This is a genomic window from Galbitalea sp. SE-J8 (assembly GCF_030345695.1).
In the GTDB taxonomy this organism is placed as follows: domain Bacteria; phylum Actinomycetota; class Actinomycetes; order Actinomycetales; family Microbacteriaceae; genus JAUASV01.
The window spans coordinates 72049-86550 of record NZ_JAUASV010000015.1 but is presented as its reverse complement, the minus strand read 5'-3'; the positions used below and the strand labels follow the sequence as shown (position 1 = coordinate 86550).

Here is a 14502-nt window from a genome sequence, read left to right as displayed (position 1 = left end):
GACTCCGTCGCGCGCTCCTCGACCAACGGGGCCAACGCACCCCGCCGCGCCGGGCAACGCGCAGCACCCTCCCGCTGGTCGAGGAGCCCGCGAGCGCAGCGAGCCGGCGTCTCGAGACCACACCCACACCGAACAGAACAGTCGTGGTCTCGAGACGCGAGCGACTCCGTCGCGCGCTCCTCGACCAACGGGGCCAACGCACCCCGCCGCGCCGGGCAACGCGCAGCACCCTCCCGCTGGTCGAGGAGCCCGCGAGCGCAGCGAGCCGGCGTCTCGAGACCACACGCATGCCGAACAGAACAGTCGTGGTCTCGAGACGCGAGCGACTCCGTCGCGCGCTCCTCGACCAACGGGGCCAACGCACCCCGCCGCGCCGCGCAACGCGCAGCACCCCTCCCGCTGGTCGAGGAGCCCGCGAGCGCAGCGAGCCGGCGTCTCGAGACCACACGCATGCCGACAGAACAGTGGTGGTCTCGAGACGCGAGCGACTCCGTCGCGCGCTCCTCGACCAACGGGGCCAACGCACTCCGCCGCGCGCTCCTCGACCAACGGGGCCAACGCACTCCGTCGCGCGCTCCTCGACCGGCGGAGAGGACGTTGCGCGCTCCTCGACCGGCGGAGGGCTCAGCTCTCCAGGATCGAGTCCGGCTGGATGTCGATGCGCGCGCCCGTGAGCTTCGCGGCCAGGCGGGCGTTCTGGCCCTCCTTACCGATCGCGAGCGAGAGCTGGTAGTCGGGCACGAGCGCGCGCACGGCCTTGAGACCCGCGTCGATCACGAACGCGCTCGTGACCTTGGCGGGCGACAGGGCGTTCGCGACGAAGGTCGCGAGGTCGTCGGAGTAGTCGACGATGTCGATCTTCTCGTTGTTGAGCTCCGCGGTGACGGCGCGCACGCGCTGCCCGAGCTCGCCGATGCAGGCACCCTTCGCGTTGATGCCAGGCTCGGTGGCGCGCACGGCCATCTTGGTGCGGTGGCCGGCCTCTCGGGCGAGCGAGGTGATCTCGACGAGACCGTTCGCGATCTCGGGCACCTCGAGGGCGAAGAGTTTGCGCACGAGCCCCGGGTGGGTGCGGCTCACGGTGATCGACGGGCCCTTGAGCCCCTTGCTCACGCTCGTGACGTAGACCCGGATGCGGCGACCGTGCTCGTATTCCTCGCCCGGCACCTGCTCCTCGTGCGGCAGGATCGCCTCGACGCTGCCGAGGTCGACGTGGATCATGCGGGGGTTCGGTCCCTGCTGGATGACGCCCGCGACGATGTCGCCCTCACGTCCCTTGAACTCGCCGAGCACCTTGTCGTCGCCGATGTCGCGCATCCGCTGGTTGATGACCTGCTTCGCGGCGAACGCGGCGATGCGGCCGAAGTCGTGCGGGTCCTCCTGCACCTCGCCGATGACGTTGCCCTCGTCATCGCGCTCGGGCACGAAGACGGCGACGTGACCGGTCTTGCGGTCGAGCTCGACGCGGGCGCCGTCGGTCACCGCATCCTTGCCGTCGTTCTCGGCGGTGTGCTTGAGGTAGGCGGTCAGGATCGCCTGCTCGATGATCTGCACGAGCTCCTCGAACGGGATCTCGCGCTCCCGCTCCATGAGACGCAGCACGGTGAGGTCGATGTCCACGCCAGGGGGCCTTTCGTATGGAGTTCCACCGTCGGCCGCTGGGCGGACGGGCGACTCTACGGTAGCGCACCACTCCGGCCCGGCCCGGCCCTCACCACGGTTTCTCGACCGGACCGGATGCCCCGCCCTGCCCGCCGCGGTCGCGCGCGTCGCCGTCCTGCACCTCCTGCCCGCCCTGCTGCTCGCGCTGGCCGAGGGCGTCGAGCTTGCCCTGCTCGTCCCGCCCGGCGCCGTCGTCGGGCGCGGCATCCGCGTTGTCCTGCGCCTGCTGCCGGCCCTGCTCGATGTCCTGCTGGGTCTGCTGCAGCATCTGGTCGTCGCGGCAGCGCTCGCCGGCCGCGTCGATCACGCTCTGGGCGACGGCGTAGAGCTTGACGGCGCCCTCGTGGTAGCCGCCCTGCTCGTACTCGTCGGCGAGGGTCGTCCACGCGCGCGCGAGGTTCGTGCGCACCACGCACTCGCGGTCGTCCGGGGCGAGCGTGAGCGCCTTCTCGAAATCGTCGATCGCGCGCACGTAGTCCTGCTCGGCGGCGAGCGCGTCGCCGCGGTCGAAGTACGGGATCCACGGCTCGACGATCCACTGGCCGGTGAGCGACCCCGACGACTCGGCGCTCGCGTCGAAGCGCCCGCGCTCGTAGTCGCGCACGGCGTCGTGGCCCACGACGACCGGACGCACGAGCCAGATCACCGCGGCGAGCGCCACGACCGCGAGCGGAACGGATGCGATGAGCAGCACCGCGCGCACGCGCGCCCGCCGTGGCCGGGTCACGGCCGCTCCCCCGCCGCCCGCGACGCGCGCCGGCCGCTCGGCCGCGACGCGGGTCGTGCGGCGCGGGCCTCCGCGATCGGGGCCACGAGCCGCGCGAGCAGCACGAGCAGCAGCACCGCGAGCGGGATCGCCGGGATCCAGTAGAACTCGGTCGCGGGGATCGGCCGCCCGGGCTCGCTGACCAGCTCGCCCACGTCGATCCCCGAGACGACGCCGTCGATGCCCCCGGGCGCGGTGCGGTGCGTGTAGGCGACACCGAGCTGCCGGGCGATCGTGCCGAGCGCCGACTCGTCGATCCGGGACAGCGCCGGTCGCGACGGGTCCGCGGGGTCGGGGATGTATCCCTCCTGGTCGTCGTCCTGGGTGTACCCGTCGAACTCGCGCATCGGCCCGCCCGTCATCGTGCCGTAGCCGAGCACGCCACCGCCCGTGAGATAGGGCGCGAGCGACGCGAACGAGCCGACGGCGTCCTCGCTCGTCTGCTCCCCGTCCCCGAGGTAGAACAGCACGCGATCGTCGCCCGGTGCGCTCGTCCGCGCCGACGAGAGGATCGACTCGAGCGTCGGCACGGCCGCGTCGATCGACGACCCGCGCGAGTAGGCGGTCACCTCCGGGGTGGTGACCTCGAGAGCGGCGGTGAGCGCCGAGGCGTCGGCCGTGAGCGGCACGCGCTGCACGGTCGCCGCGTCGAACGTCACGAGCGAGAACCGGGCGCCGTCGAGCGCCGCCGCGATGCGCTCGATGTCGGCGCGCGCCGCGTCGAGGCGCCGCGGCACGCCGGCTGTGCCGGTGCCGGGCCCGCCGGCATCCGTCGTGGCGAGCGCCGCGTCGACGTCCTCGGCCGCCATGCTGCTCGTCGTGTCGAGCGCGAAGTACACCTCGAGCCCGCCGCTCACCGTCGGCCCCGCCTGCCCGCCCGGGATGGTCGGCCGCAGCGCCACGACGAGCAGGAGCACGACCGCGACGATGCGCAGCACGGCGTCGAGCCGCGCGCCGCGGCGCCCCCGCGCGCGCACGAGCGCGGCGATCGAGAACCCGGCGACGACGAGCACGCCGCAGACGAGCGCCGCGACCGGCACGACGGGGTCGAGGATCAGACCGTTCACCGGCGCACCGCCCAGCCGAGCACGGATGCCGCCACGAGCGCGAGCAGCGCGGCCCACGCGGCGAGCGCGGGCGCATCCGCGATCACGACGCGCATCGGACCCGCGGTGACCCGGGCCTGCTCGCGCTCGATGCGACGCACGATGTCGGGGATCGCATCCGGGTCGTCGAGCGCGTAGTACGCGCCGCCCGACGCTGTGACGACGCTGCGGAACTCGTCGGCGATGTCCGGGATGTAGTCCTCGCTCTCGGTGTCGCCGGGGTTGATGCCGTAGACGCGCACGCCGCGGTCACGGGCGAGATCGCCCGCCTCGGGCAGCGAGAACACCTGCTTGCCCGCGACCAGGTTGTCGGTGACGAGGATCACCGAGCGCGAGCGGCCGGCGTCCGCGTCCGTCGCCGCGGCGGCATCCGGGAATCTCGTGACGCACGACGCGAGCCCGTCCCCGACGAGCGACGAGCCGTCGCCGAACAGCGTGCCGTCGAAATAGCTCTGCTCGGGCGAGGCGAACTCGCCTTGCAGCCGGGCGAACTGCGCCTCGATGTAGGACAGGTCGGAGGTGAGCGGGAAGTACGTCACGGCGCTCGCGTTGAACAGCACGAGGCTCAGCCGCTCCCCCTCGAACCGCTTCGCGAGGTCGGAGAACACCCCGACGACCTCGCTGTCGTAGTCGACCATCGAGCCCGAGACGTCGAGGCACAGCACGATGTCGCGCGTCGCCGGGTCGGTGCGGTCGACACGCTGCACCGCGAGCCGCAGCGTGAGCACGGATGCCGCCACGAACCCGACGAGCACGACCGCGGCGAGCGCGGACAGCAGCACGGTGTAGCGGCGCAGGCTGCGGCGGTAGCCCGGCAGCGCGGTCAGCCGCTCGCTGTGCGCGACGGGTACGTCGGCATCCGCTCGCCTGTCGCGCCGCCTGCGCACGAGCACGATCGCGAGCGCGATCGCGCCCGCCGCCGCGACGAGCCACACCGGGGCGAGCCAGCCCTGCAGCACGATCACCCGATCACCGCCAGCCGCCGACCAGCTCGCGCGCCCGCGCCGCCGCGAGCTCGACGCTCGGGGTGCCGGGGCCGGCGCCGAACGCGCCGGGGTACAGCTCGGCGACCGTGTCGGCGAGCGGGTCGATGCGCTGCTCGCGCAGGTCCGCGAGCGTCATGTACGGCGCGCGGATGCCGCGCATCCGTGCCGCGAACTCGCGCACCACGAGGCTGAGCCGCTGGTGCGCCTCGGGAGCCGACAGCCGTCCCTCCCGGTAGGCGACGCCGACCTCGTCGATGAGGAGGAGGTAGCTGATGCGCAGGTCACCGGCCGCGAGCGGATCCCCGTCGTCGGGTGTCGTCGCGCGCGGTCTGGTCAGCGCGAGCGAGAGCACGAGATACGCGACGAGCGCGACGACGATCGCGGCCGCGAGCAGCAGCCACAGCGGCGAGAACTCGACCGGCGGGTAGAAGCCGTCAGCGTCGGGCACGGCGGTGCTCCTCGAGCAGGCGCAGCAGCGCGGGGATCACGGCCTCGCTCGACCCGACGCGCGCGCTCGCGACGCCGAGGCGCTCGAGGGCGTCGCTCGTGCGTTTTGCGGCCGCCGCCGTCGCGGCCGCGAACTCGGCGCGCAGCGCGGGGCCGTCGCGCACGAACGCCGGCAGCGCGAGGCTCGACTCGACGTCGCGCACCCCCGCCGGCACGAGCTCGGCGGCCATCAGGTCGGCGTCGGCGATCGTCACCCAGAGCAGCTCGTGGCGCACCGCGAGGCGCCGCACCAGCGCGAGCTCCGCCTCGCCGAGCGGGCAATCGTCGGACACCACGACGAGGATGCGCCCGCGACCCAGCAAGCGCGCCGCGCGCGCGAGCGGCGCCGTCAGGTCGCCCGCCGGAGCATCGAGACGGATGGCATCGTGCGCCGTCTGCAGCAGGCGCTCCAGGTGCGCCTCGCCCCCCGACGCGGGGTGGTACCGGTCGCGCGCGAGCAGCCCGACGAGGTCCCCGTGCCGGTGGGCGAGGTAGCCCAGCACGCCTGCCGCGAGCACCGCGACCTCGCGCTTCGACTCGCCGCCCGCGGCCCGCGCCGCCATCGCCCGGCCGTCATCGACGACGAGCACGACCGTGTGCTGACGCCGGGCGACGAACCGCCTCGTCATCAGGTCGCCGAGCCGCGCCGTCGCCTTCCAGTCGATGTCCTTGAGCTCGTCCCCCGGCACGTACGGCCGCAGATCGTCGAACTCGAGGCTCCGGCCGTGGAACACGCTCGCGTACTCGCCGTCGAGCAGTCCCGCGATGCGGCGGTGCGCGCCGATCGACAGCGTCGTCTTGACACGGCGGAGGAGGCCCGGCATCCGTCTGACTTCCGGTCGGTCTCAGGGAGCCCGAACCGCGTCGACGACCGCGTCGATCACCGTCTCCGGCGCGATCCCGTCGGCGATGGCCTCGAAGCCGAGGATGATGCGGTGCCGAAGCACGACGTGGCGCAGGCCCTTGACGTCCTCCGGGATGACGTGGTCGCGGCCCTGCAGCAGGGCGACCGCCCGCGCCGCACGGGCGAACGCGATCGACGCGCGCGGACTCGCGCCGTACTCGACCGCCGCCGCGAGTTCCGGCGCGATGTACTGCGCGGCGTGCCGCGTGACGTAGACGAGCGACACGATGTAGTTCGTGATCGCGGGGTCGAGGTGCACCCGGCGCACCCCTCGCTGCAGGAACCGCACGTCATCCGTCGTCGCGGCCGGCGCGTGCGGCCGCTCGAACTCACCGGAGTCGACGAGGTCGACGATGCGCAGCTCCTCGTCGAAGGCGGGATAGTCGAGCACCTCCTTGAGCAGGAAGCGGTCGAGCTGCGCCTCGGGCAGGCGGTAGGTGCCCTCCTGCTCGATGGGGTTCTGGGTCGCGAGCACGAGGAACGGATCGGGCAGCCGATGGTGCACGCCGCCGATCGTGGTCTGGTGCTCCTGCATCGCCTCGAGCATCGCGGACTGCGTCTTCGCGCTCGAACGGTTGATCTCGTCGAGCAGCACGATGTTCGCGTGCACGGGCCCGAGCCGGGTCTCGAAGTCGGCCGTCTTCGCGTTGTAGATCTGGCTGCCCACGATGTCGGACGGCAGCAGGTCGGGTGTGCACTGGATACGGGCGAAGCTCCCGGCGACGGCGGTCGCGAGCGACTGTGCCGCGGTCGTCTTCGCAAGGCCCGGCACGCTCTCGAGCAGCACATGCCCCCCGGTGAGCAGCGCGACGAGCAGACTGCGCCGCAGGTCGTGCTGCCCGACGACGGTGGCGTCGTAGGCCCGGCCGATGGCGCCGAGGATGCCCGTGGCGCGGGCGAGCTCGTCGGGCGCAAGGCGGGCGGGGTGCGGGGCGGGAGCTGGGGTTGGGGTTGGGGTTGGGGTTGGGGTTGGGGTTGGGGTTGGGGTTGGGGTTGGGGTTGGGGTTGGGGTTGGGGTTGGGGTTGGGGTTGGAGCTGGGGCTGGGTGCGGGGCGGGGTGCGGGGCGGGGTGCGGGGCGGGGTGCGGACCGGGTCGCGGGGCGGGGTGCGGGGGCGCGGGATGCGCGGGCGCGGACGCTGGCGCGGGGGCTGGGGCGTGATGCGCAAGGTCCGGCGCGGGCGCGGGGTGTGCCTCGGGGACCTCGTCGCCGGGCCCGGACGGAGGATCGGGGATCACGTCGTGCTGCTCGATCGTCACGCCGCCACCCTAGCCAGCCGCGCCTGGGCGCCACCCGCGACTCCCCCCACCCGAGCCCCGGCCCTCTACTCCCCCGCACCCCGGCGCGCCCGAGCCCTCACCCGAGCCCTCACCCGAGCGTGTTACTCGAGATCGGCCGGACGTCCGCCCTGTTTCGAGTAACACGCTCGGGTGAGCGGGAAACGCGCCCGGGCGAACAGGAAACACGCCCGGGCGAACAGGAAACACGCCCGGGCGAACAGGAGGGAAACACGCCCGGGCGAACCGGAACACGCTGCGGCGAGCGGGAAACACGCTCGGGTGGCTCGTCGGCCCCTCCTCCACCGATCCGCATCCGCGTCGGATTCTCACGGTCACGGGACTCGGCGCCCGCGTTGTCAGCGGGCGGGGCAGCATCCCGCGCATGCGATTCGATCCCGATCTCCTCATTCCCGCCCACTACGCGCTGCGCAGCGGCATGCGATCCTCGTTCTACCGATCCGTCGAGGCCGGGCGGTTCGTGCGCCTCGCCCACGCGGTCTATCTCCCCACGAACGAGTGGAAGACGCTCGGCACGGATGCGCGCCACCTGGCGCGAATCCACGCCTACGCGCGCGCGGTGCCCGGCACCGTCTTCGGCTACCGTTCCGCGGCGGCACTGTGGGGTCTCCCCGAGGTCGCGGGCTGGCCACGGCGCGTCGACGTCATCCGCGATGTGCACGGCACCTCGACCGGGAAGTACGCCGAGACCCACGCCGTCGGCCCGGTGCCGGATGTCGTCGAGCTCGACGGCATCCGGACGACGTCCCTGACGCGCACACTCGTGGACATCGCATCGTCGGTGCCGATGTCCAGTGCGGTCGCGATGATCGACTTCGCGCTGTCGTCGCGATCCCGCTCGGAGACCGGCCGCCCGGAGTATCCCGTGGAACTCGACGCCCTCCTGGACGAGTGGGCTCGACGCGGGTTGCGTCGCGGCCGGACCGCCGCACTCGCCGCGATCGAGTTCGGGGACGGGCGCTCGGGGTCCCCGGGCGAATCGGTGAGCCGCACCGGGATCCACGTGATGGGCGCGCCGCCGCCCATCCTGCAGCACGAGTTCATCGATCATCTCGGCTCGATGTGGTCCGACTACTGGTGGCCGGAGTTCCGCGTGTTCGGCGAGTTCGACGGGCTCGGCAAGTACCTCAAGCCCGAGTTCCTCCGCCCGGGCGAGACCGCGGCCGCGGCGGTCATCCGCGAGAAGAAGCGCGAGGACCGCATCCGGGCGCTCGAGCCGTTCCCGGTGTGCGCCCGGTGGGACTGGGCCACGGCGTGGTCCCTCGCCGCACTCGAGCGTACGCTGCGCCAGGCGGGGCTGCGGTGGTGAGCGCCCCGGGCGCCGTGCTCAGCGCCCGAGGCTGCGCTCGTGAGCGCCCGAGGCCGCCGTCGTGAGCGCCCGAGGCCGCGCGGCGCCCACCCGAGCGTGTTACTCGAAACCGCCCGGACGTCGGGGTGGTTTCGAGTAACACGCCCGGGCGAGGGGGAAACGCGCTCGCGCGAGGGGGAAACACGCCCGGGCGAGGCGAAACACGCCCGGGCGAGGCGAAACGCGCCCGGGCGAGCGGAGCGGCGCTACGGGATCGCCGCGATCGCCGCCGGGAGGTCGGCGAGGGCGACGTTCGACTTCGTGCCCGCGCGGCGGTCCCAGACCTCGACGATGCCCGCGGCGGCGTCCCGGCCCACCACGACCACGATCGGCACTCCGAGCAGCTCGGCGTCGCCGAACTTCACGCCCGGGGACGTCTTCGGACGGTCGTCGTAGAGCACGTCGAGTCCGCCGGCCTCGAGCGACGCCGCGAGCGACGACGCCACCTGGTACACCGCCTCGTCGCGGCCCGCGGCCACGACGTGCACGTCGAACGGGGCGATCGCCCGCGGCCAGACGAGCCCGCGGTCGTCGTGATTGAGCTCGGCGAGCAGCGCGAGGATCCGCGTGACGCCGATGCCGTACGAGCCCATGGTGACCGTGACGAGCTTGCCGTTCTCGTCGAGCACGCGCAGTCCGAGCGCGTCGGCGTACTTGCGTCCGAGCTGGAAGACGTGCCCGATCTCCATACCCCGCGCGGTCTCGAGCGGGCCCGATCCGTCGGGCGCCGGATCGCCGTCGCGCACGTCGGACGCCTCGATGACTCCATCGCCCGCGAAGTCGCGGCCCGCGACGAGTCCGAACACGTGCTTCTCATCGACGTTCGCGCCCGTGATCCACGAGCTGCCCTCCACCACGCGCGGGTCGAGCAGATAGCGGATGCCGGTGAACGACTCCTCGCCGAGCACGGCGCCGGTGGGCGACCACGGCCCGATGTAGCCCTTCACGAGGCCGGGGTTGTCGAGGAAGTCCTTCTCGGTCGCGGGCTCGACGTCGGCGGGCGCGAACGCGACCTCGACGCGCTTCAGCTCGACCTCGCGGTCGCCGGGCAGCCCGACCACGACCAGCTCGCGCTCGCCGTCGAGGTGGGTGACCGCGAGCACGACGTTCTTGAGAGTGTCGGCCGCCGTCCAGGCCCGGTCCGCGCGCGGCTGCTCGGCGTTGGCGAGGTCGACGAGCGTCGCGATCGTGGGCGTGTCGGGCGAGTCGAACACGGTCGGCTCGGGCAGAGCGTCGAGGGGCAGCGGATCGGGCACGGGCGTCTCGTAGGCCTCGACGTTCGCCGCATAGCCGCCCGCCGAACGCACGAAGGTGTCCTCGCCGATCGCGACGGGCGCGAGGAACTCCTCGCTGCGCGATCCGCCCATGGCCCCGGCATCCGCCTGCACGATGACGTAGTCGATGCCGAGCCGCGTGAAGATGCGCTCGTACGCGTCGCGGTGCTGCTGGTACGACTCGTCGAGGCCGGCATCCGTGTAGTCGAAGGAGTACGAGTCCTTCATCGAGAACTCGCGACCGCGCAGCAGCCCGGCCCGGGGACGGGCCTCGTCGCGGTACTTGTCCTGGATCTGGTAGATCGACAGCGGCAGGTCCTTGTACGACGAGTACAGGTCCTTCACGAGCAGCGTGAAGACCTCCTCGTGCGTCGGCGCGAGCAGGTAGTCGGCATCCTTGCGGTCCTTGAGCCGGAAGATGCCGTCGCCGTACTCCTCCCAGCGGCCGGTCGCCTCGTACGGGTCGCGCGGCAGCAGGGCGGGGAAGTGCACCTCCTGCGCGCCGAACGCCTCGAGCTCCTCACGGATGACGCGCTCCACGTTGCGACGCACGCGCAGTCCCAGCGGCAGCCACGCGAAGATCCCTGGCGCCTGGCGACGGATGTACCCGGCGCGCACGAGGAGGCGGTGCGAGGCCACCTCGGCGTCGGACGGGTCCTCGCGCAGGGTGCGGACGAAGAGCTGGGACAGGCGCGTTACCACGAGGAGCGAGTCTATCGGCGGGCGGGCCGCAACCGGCCAGGCCCGAACCGGGCGGGGGACAGGGGGATCCCGCCCGGTTCGGCAATCGGTGACGGTGCTAACCCGATTGACACCGTCGCCGATCAGCAGTGAACTTTGCTCCGCTCCTGCGCCGACAGATTACCCCCGGACCCGCGCCGCGAACACCCCCCGTTCGGGGGCATCGCACTCAGGCGGTGACGACGGTCGGCGAGCCGACCGCGGCATCCGCGGGCAGCTCGGCCGCGATGCGGTTCGCCTCCTCGATGAGCGTCTGCACGATCTCCGCCTCGGGCACGACCTTGATGACCTCGCCCTTGACGAAGATCTGGCCGCGACCGTTTCCGGATGCCACGCCCAGGTCCGCCTCGCGGGCCTCGCCGGGACCGTTCACGACGCACCCCATCACGGCGACCCGCAGGGGCACGGTCATCTTCTCGAGCCCCGCGGTGACGTCGTTCGCGAGCTGGTACACGTCGACCTGCGCGCGACCGCACGACGGGCACGACACGATCTCGAGCTTGCGCTCGCGCAGGCCGAGCGACTGCAGGATCTGCAGGCCGACCTTGACCTCCTGCGCGGGCGGTGCGGAGAGCGAGACGCGGATGGTGTCGCCGATGCCCTCGCCGAGCAGCACACCGAACGCCGTCGCGCTCTTGATCGTGCCCTGGAACTCCGGCCCGGCCTCGGTCACGCCGAGGTGCAGCGGCCAGTCGCCGCGCTCGGCGAGCAGCCGGTAGGCCCGGATCATCGTGACCGGGTCGTTGTGCTTGACCGAGATCTTGAAGTCGTGGAAGTCGTGCTCCTCGAACAGCGACGCCTCCCAGACCGCGCTCTCGACGAGCGCCTCGGGGGTCGCCCTGCCGTGCTTCTGCAGCAGCGACGGCTCGAGCGAGCCGGCGTTGACGCCGATACGGATGCTGACCCCGGCATCCTTCGCGGCCTTCGCGATCTCGCCGACCTTGTCGTCGAACTTGCGGATGTTGCCGGGGTTCACGCGCACGGCGCCGACCCCGGCGTCGATCGCCGAGAACACGTAACGCGGCTGGAAGTGGATGTCGGCGATGACCGGGATCTGGCTCTTCATCGCGATGATCCTCAGGGCGTCGGCGTCCTCCTGGTGCGGCACGGCGACGCGCACGATGTCGCATCCGGTCGCGGTGAGCTCGGCGATCTGCTGCAGGGTCGCGTTGATGTTGTGGGTCTGCGTCGTCGTCATCGACTGCACGGACACCGGCGACTCGCTGCCGACCCCGACGCTGCCGACCCGGATCTGACGGGTCTTCCGACGCGGCGAGAGGGTCTGGGGGGTCTTCGGGAGTCCGAGGTTGACGGCTGGCACGGGGGCGATTCTACGTGCGCCGGGTGACCCGCGCCGGGGACCGAGGTCCCGGGCGCGGGTCACGATCAGAGCACGCTGATCGGCTTCACGATGTCGGCGTAGACGAGCAGCGCGCTCATCGCGCCGAGCACGATCACGACCGTCATGGTGAGCGGCAGCGCCTTCGTGATGTCGATCGGGCCGGGATCGGCGCGGCGGCGCAGCCGCGCGAACCCGCGACGGATCGCCTCGATGAGCGCCCCGGCGACGTGACCGCCGTCGAGCGGCAGCAGCGGGATGAGATTGAACACGAACAGGGCGATGTTGAGCGAGGCCAGGAGGCCGATCAGCGCGCTCGCGCGGTCGGCCACCGGCACCGTGTTGATGCTCGCGATCTCCCCCGCGAGCCGGCCGACGCCGACGACGCTCACCGGCCCGTTCGGGTCGCGCGGGGCCGAGCCGAAGGCCGCGTTCCAGACGTCGACGAGGCGCTGCGGGAGGTTCAGGATGATGTGCACGACGCTGCCGACGTTCTCGCCGACCGCGGGCAGCACCGCCGTGATCGGCTGCTGCACGACCTCGGTCGCCGCGCCGATGCCGAGGAAGCCGACCCGCTCGGTCTCCGAGTCGCCGTTCGCGTCCTTCACGACGTCCCCGCGCTCGTCGTAGACGTAGCGCTCGGTGAGCAGCGGGGTCGCGGTGAGGTCGACATCCGCGCCGTCCCGCTCCACGACGACCGCGATCGGCGTGCCCGCGGAGGCACGGATGAGCTTCGTGGCCTGCGCCCAGGACGTGATCGCGGTGCCGTTCATGCTCACCAGCCGGTCGCCCGGCCGGATGCCCGCTTCCGCGCCGGGGGCCGGGGCGTCGCCCGCGGTGCAGTCCTGCTGCGCGGAGGCCGCCGGGATGACGCACGCGCTCACGCTGCCGATCGTCGTCGACGACTGGGCGATGCCGAAGCCGCACAGCACGATCGCGTACAGCACGATGCCGATGACGAGGTTCATCGCCGGGCCGCCGAGCATGATGACGATGCGCTTCCAGAACGCGAGGTTGTAGAACGAGCGCTTCGGGTCGTCGAGCTCGACCTCGCGCTCGACGGTGCCGCCCGGCACGACCACGGTCGTCGCGACCTCGCCCGCGTCCTCCGCCGCGCGTTCGAGCACGGGCGCGTCCTGCACGAGGGTCTGCATGAACCCGGTGGTCGCGTCGCGGCCGTGCTCGCCGCGCTGACCGTCCTTCGGCGGGTACATGCCCGCCATCGAGATGTAGCCGCCGAGCGGGATGGCCTTGACGCCGTACTCCGTCTCGCCGCGGCGGCGGGAGAAGATCGTCGGTCCGAAGCCGATCATGTACTGCCCGACGCGCACCCCGAACCGCTTCGCCGGCACGAGGTGGCCGAGCTCGTGGAGCCCGATGGACAGCGCGAGTCCCACGACGATGATGAGGATGCCCACGATGTACAGGAGCACGGTTTCCACGCCGCGAGCATAGACCGGCCCCCGGACCCCGATCTGGACGGCGGCTCGGCAGTCGTTATGGTGCGGCTGAGAGGCCGCGGGCGATGCGGGCGTCGGCGGCGGCCCGCGCCCAGCGCTCGGCCTCGAGCACGCCGTCGAGCGTCATCGGCAGCGGCTCGTGCGCGTCGACGACGGCGGCGACCGTGTCGAGGATGTCGAGGAAGCCGATCCGCCCGGCGTGGAACGCCGCGACCGCCTGCTCGTTCGCCGCGTTGAACACCGCGGGGTAGGTCGCCCCGGCCACCCCGACGCGCTTCGCGAGAGCGACCGACCCGAACGCCTCCTCGTCGAGCGGCTCGAAGGTCCAGGCGGATGCCGTGGTCCAGTCGAGCGGACGGCCGACGCCGGCGACCCGGTGCGGCCAGTCGAGCCCGAGCGAGATCGGCAGGCGCATGTCGGGCGGCGAGGCCTGCGCGATCGTCGAGCCGTCGACGAACTCGACCATGGAGTGCACGATCGACTGCGGATGCACGGTGACGTCGATGCGGTCGAAGGGCACGGCGAACAGGTGGTGCGCCTCGATCACCTCGAGCCCCTTGTTGACGAGCGTCGCCGAGTTCGTGGTGACGACGAGGCCCATGTCCCAGGTCGGGTGCGCGAGCGCCTGCGCGGGCGTCACGCCCGCGAGCGAGTCCCGGCTGCGACCGCGGAACGGGCCACCGGATGCCGTGAGCACGAGGCGGCGCACCTCGGCGTGCGTGCCCGCGGCGAGCGCCTGCGCGATCGCGGAGTGCTCGCTGTCGACCGGCACGATCTGGCCGGGCGCCGCGGCATCCGTCACGAGCGAGCCGCCGACGATGAGGCTCTCCTTGTTGGCGAGGGCGAGCGAGGCGCCCGCCGCGAGCGCGGCGAGCGTGGGCGCGAGCCCGACCGAGCCCGTGATGCCGTTGACCACGACGTCGGCCGGCACGTCGCGCACGAGCTGGGCGGCGGCACCCGCCCCGAGCGCCGTGTGCTCGACGCCGAACTCCGCGGCCTGGGCGGCGACGCCCGCTGCGTCCGTGCCGGCGGCGAGCCCGACGACCTCGAACCGCTCCGGGTTCGCGCGGATGACGTCGAGCGCCTGGGTGCCGATCGAGCCGGTCGACCCCAGGATCACGACCCGGCGCACG

At 72.5% G+C, this 14502-nt stretch carries 12 protein-coding genes; 1 reads left to right on the top strand and 11 read right to left on the bottom strand.

Features of this window, described 5'->3' with window-relative positions:
- Positions 1-624: 624 nt before the first annotated feature.
- The 7 genes from nusA to QT381_RS10800 form a co-directional block, all read right to left on the bottom strand.
- Positions 625-1620 (bottom strand): transcription termination factor NusA, encoded by a 996-nt coding sequence (gene nusA / locus QT381_RS10830; protein ID WP_289248953.1) that lies wholly within the window; start codon positions 1618-1620, stop codon positions 625-627.
- A 91-nt stretch (positions 1621-1711) separates the two neighbouring features.
- Entirely contained in the window at positions 1712-2389 is a 678-nt protein-coding gene (locus tag QT381_RS10825; protein ID WP_289248952.1) for a tetratricopeptide repeat protein, read from the bottom strand.
- A complete protein-coding gene (locus QT381_RS10820) occupies positions 2386-3495 on the bottom strand; it encodes a vWA domain-containing protein (RefSeq protein WP_289248951.1) in 1110 nt (369 codons plus the stop codon). Before QT381_RS10820 ends, QT381_RS10825 begins: the two co-directional genes overlap by 4 nt.
- The gene (locus QT381_RS10815; RefSeq protein ID WP_289248950.1) at positions 3492-4499 is read right to left on the bottom strand and encodes a vWA domain-containing protein; all 1008 of its coding nucleotides are present in this window, start codon (positions 4497-4499) and stop codon (positions 3492-3494) included. The genes QT381_RS10820 and QT381_RS10815 overlap by 4 nt, the downstream gene beginning before the upstream one ends.
- Positions 4500-4503: 4 nt before the next feature.
- The gene (locus QT381_RS10810; protein ID WP_289248949.1) at positions 4504-4968 is read right to left on the bottom strand and encodes a hypothetical protein; all 465 of its coding nucleotides are present in this window, start codon (positions 4966-4968) and stop codon (positions 4504-4506) included.
- Positions 4955-5830, bottom strand: a complete 876-nt coding sequence (locus QT381_RS10805; protein ID WP_289248948.1) for a DUF58 domain-containing protein — start codon at positions 5828-5830, stop codon at positions 4955-4957. The genes QT381_RS10810 and QT381_RS10805 overlap by 14 nt, the downstream gene beginning before the upstream one ends.
- A gap of 21 nt (positions 5831-5851) precedes the next feature.
- Positions 5852-6793 carry an AAA family ATPase gene (locus QT381_RS10800; RefSeq protein ID WP_289248960.1) on the bottom strand — a complete coding sequence of 314 codons (942 nt, stop codon included), beginning with the start codon at positions 6791-6793 and terminating at the stop codon, positions 5852-5854.
- 778 nt (positions 6794-7571) lie between these two features.
- Here QT381_RS10800 and QT381_RS10795 point away from each other — a divergent pair.
- Entirely contained in the window at positions 7572-8516 is a 945-nt protein-coding gene (locus QT381_RS10795; RefSeq protein ID WP_289248947.1) for a hypothetical protein, read from the top strand.
- Positions 8517-8761: 245 nt separating this feature from the next.
- Here QT381_RS10795 and QT381_RS10790 read toward each other — a convergent pair whose 3' ends face one another.
- The 4 genes from QT381_RS10790 to dxr form a co-directional block, all read right to left on the bottom strand.
- Positions 8762-10531 (bottom strand): proline--tRNA ligase, encoded by a 1770-nt coding sequence (locus QT381_RS10790; protein ID WP_289248946.1) that lies wholly within the window; start codon positions 10529-10531, stop codon positions 8762-8764.
- 208 nt (positions 10532-10739) lie between these two features.
- Positions 10740-11891 carry a flavodoxin-dependent (E)-4-hydroxy-3-methylbut-2-enyl-diphosphate synthase gene (gene ispG, locus QT381_RS10785; RefSeq protein ID WP_289248945.1) on the bottom strand — a complete coding sequence of 384 codons (1152 nt, stop codon included), beginning with the start codon at positions 11889-11891 and terminating at the stop codon, positions 10740-10742.
- Between the two features lie 65 nt (positions 11892-11956).
- Positions 11957-13351, bottom strand: a complete 1395-nt coding sequence (locus QT381_RS10780) for a M50 family metallopeptidase (protein WP_289248944.1) — start codon at positions 13349-13351, stop codon at positions 11957-11959.
- Positions 13352-13406: 55 nt separating this feature from the next.
- Positions 13407-14501, bottom strand: coding sequence for a 1-deoxy-D-xylulose-5-phosphate reductoisomerase (dxr, locus tag QT381_RS10775; RefSeq protein ID WP_289248943.1), 1095 nt, complete (start codon positions 14499-14501; stop codon positions 13407-13409).
- Position 14502 lies beyond the last annotated feature (1 nt).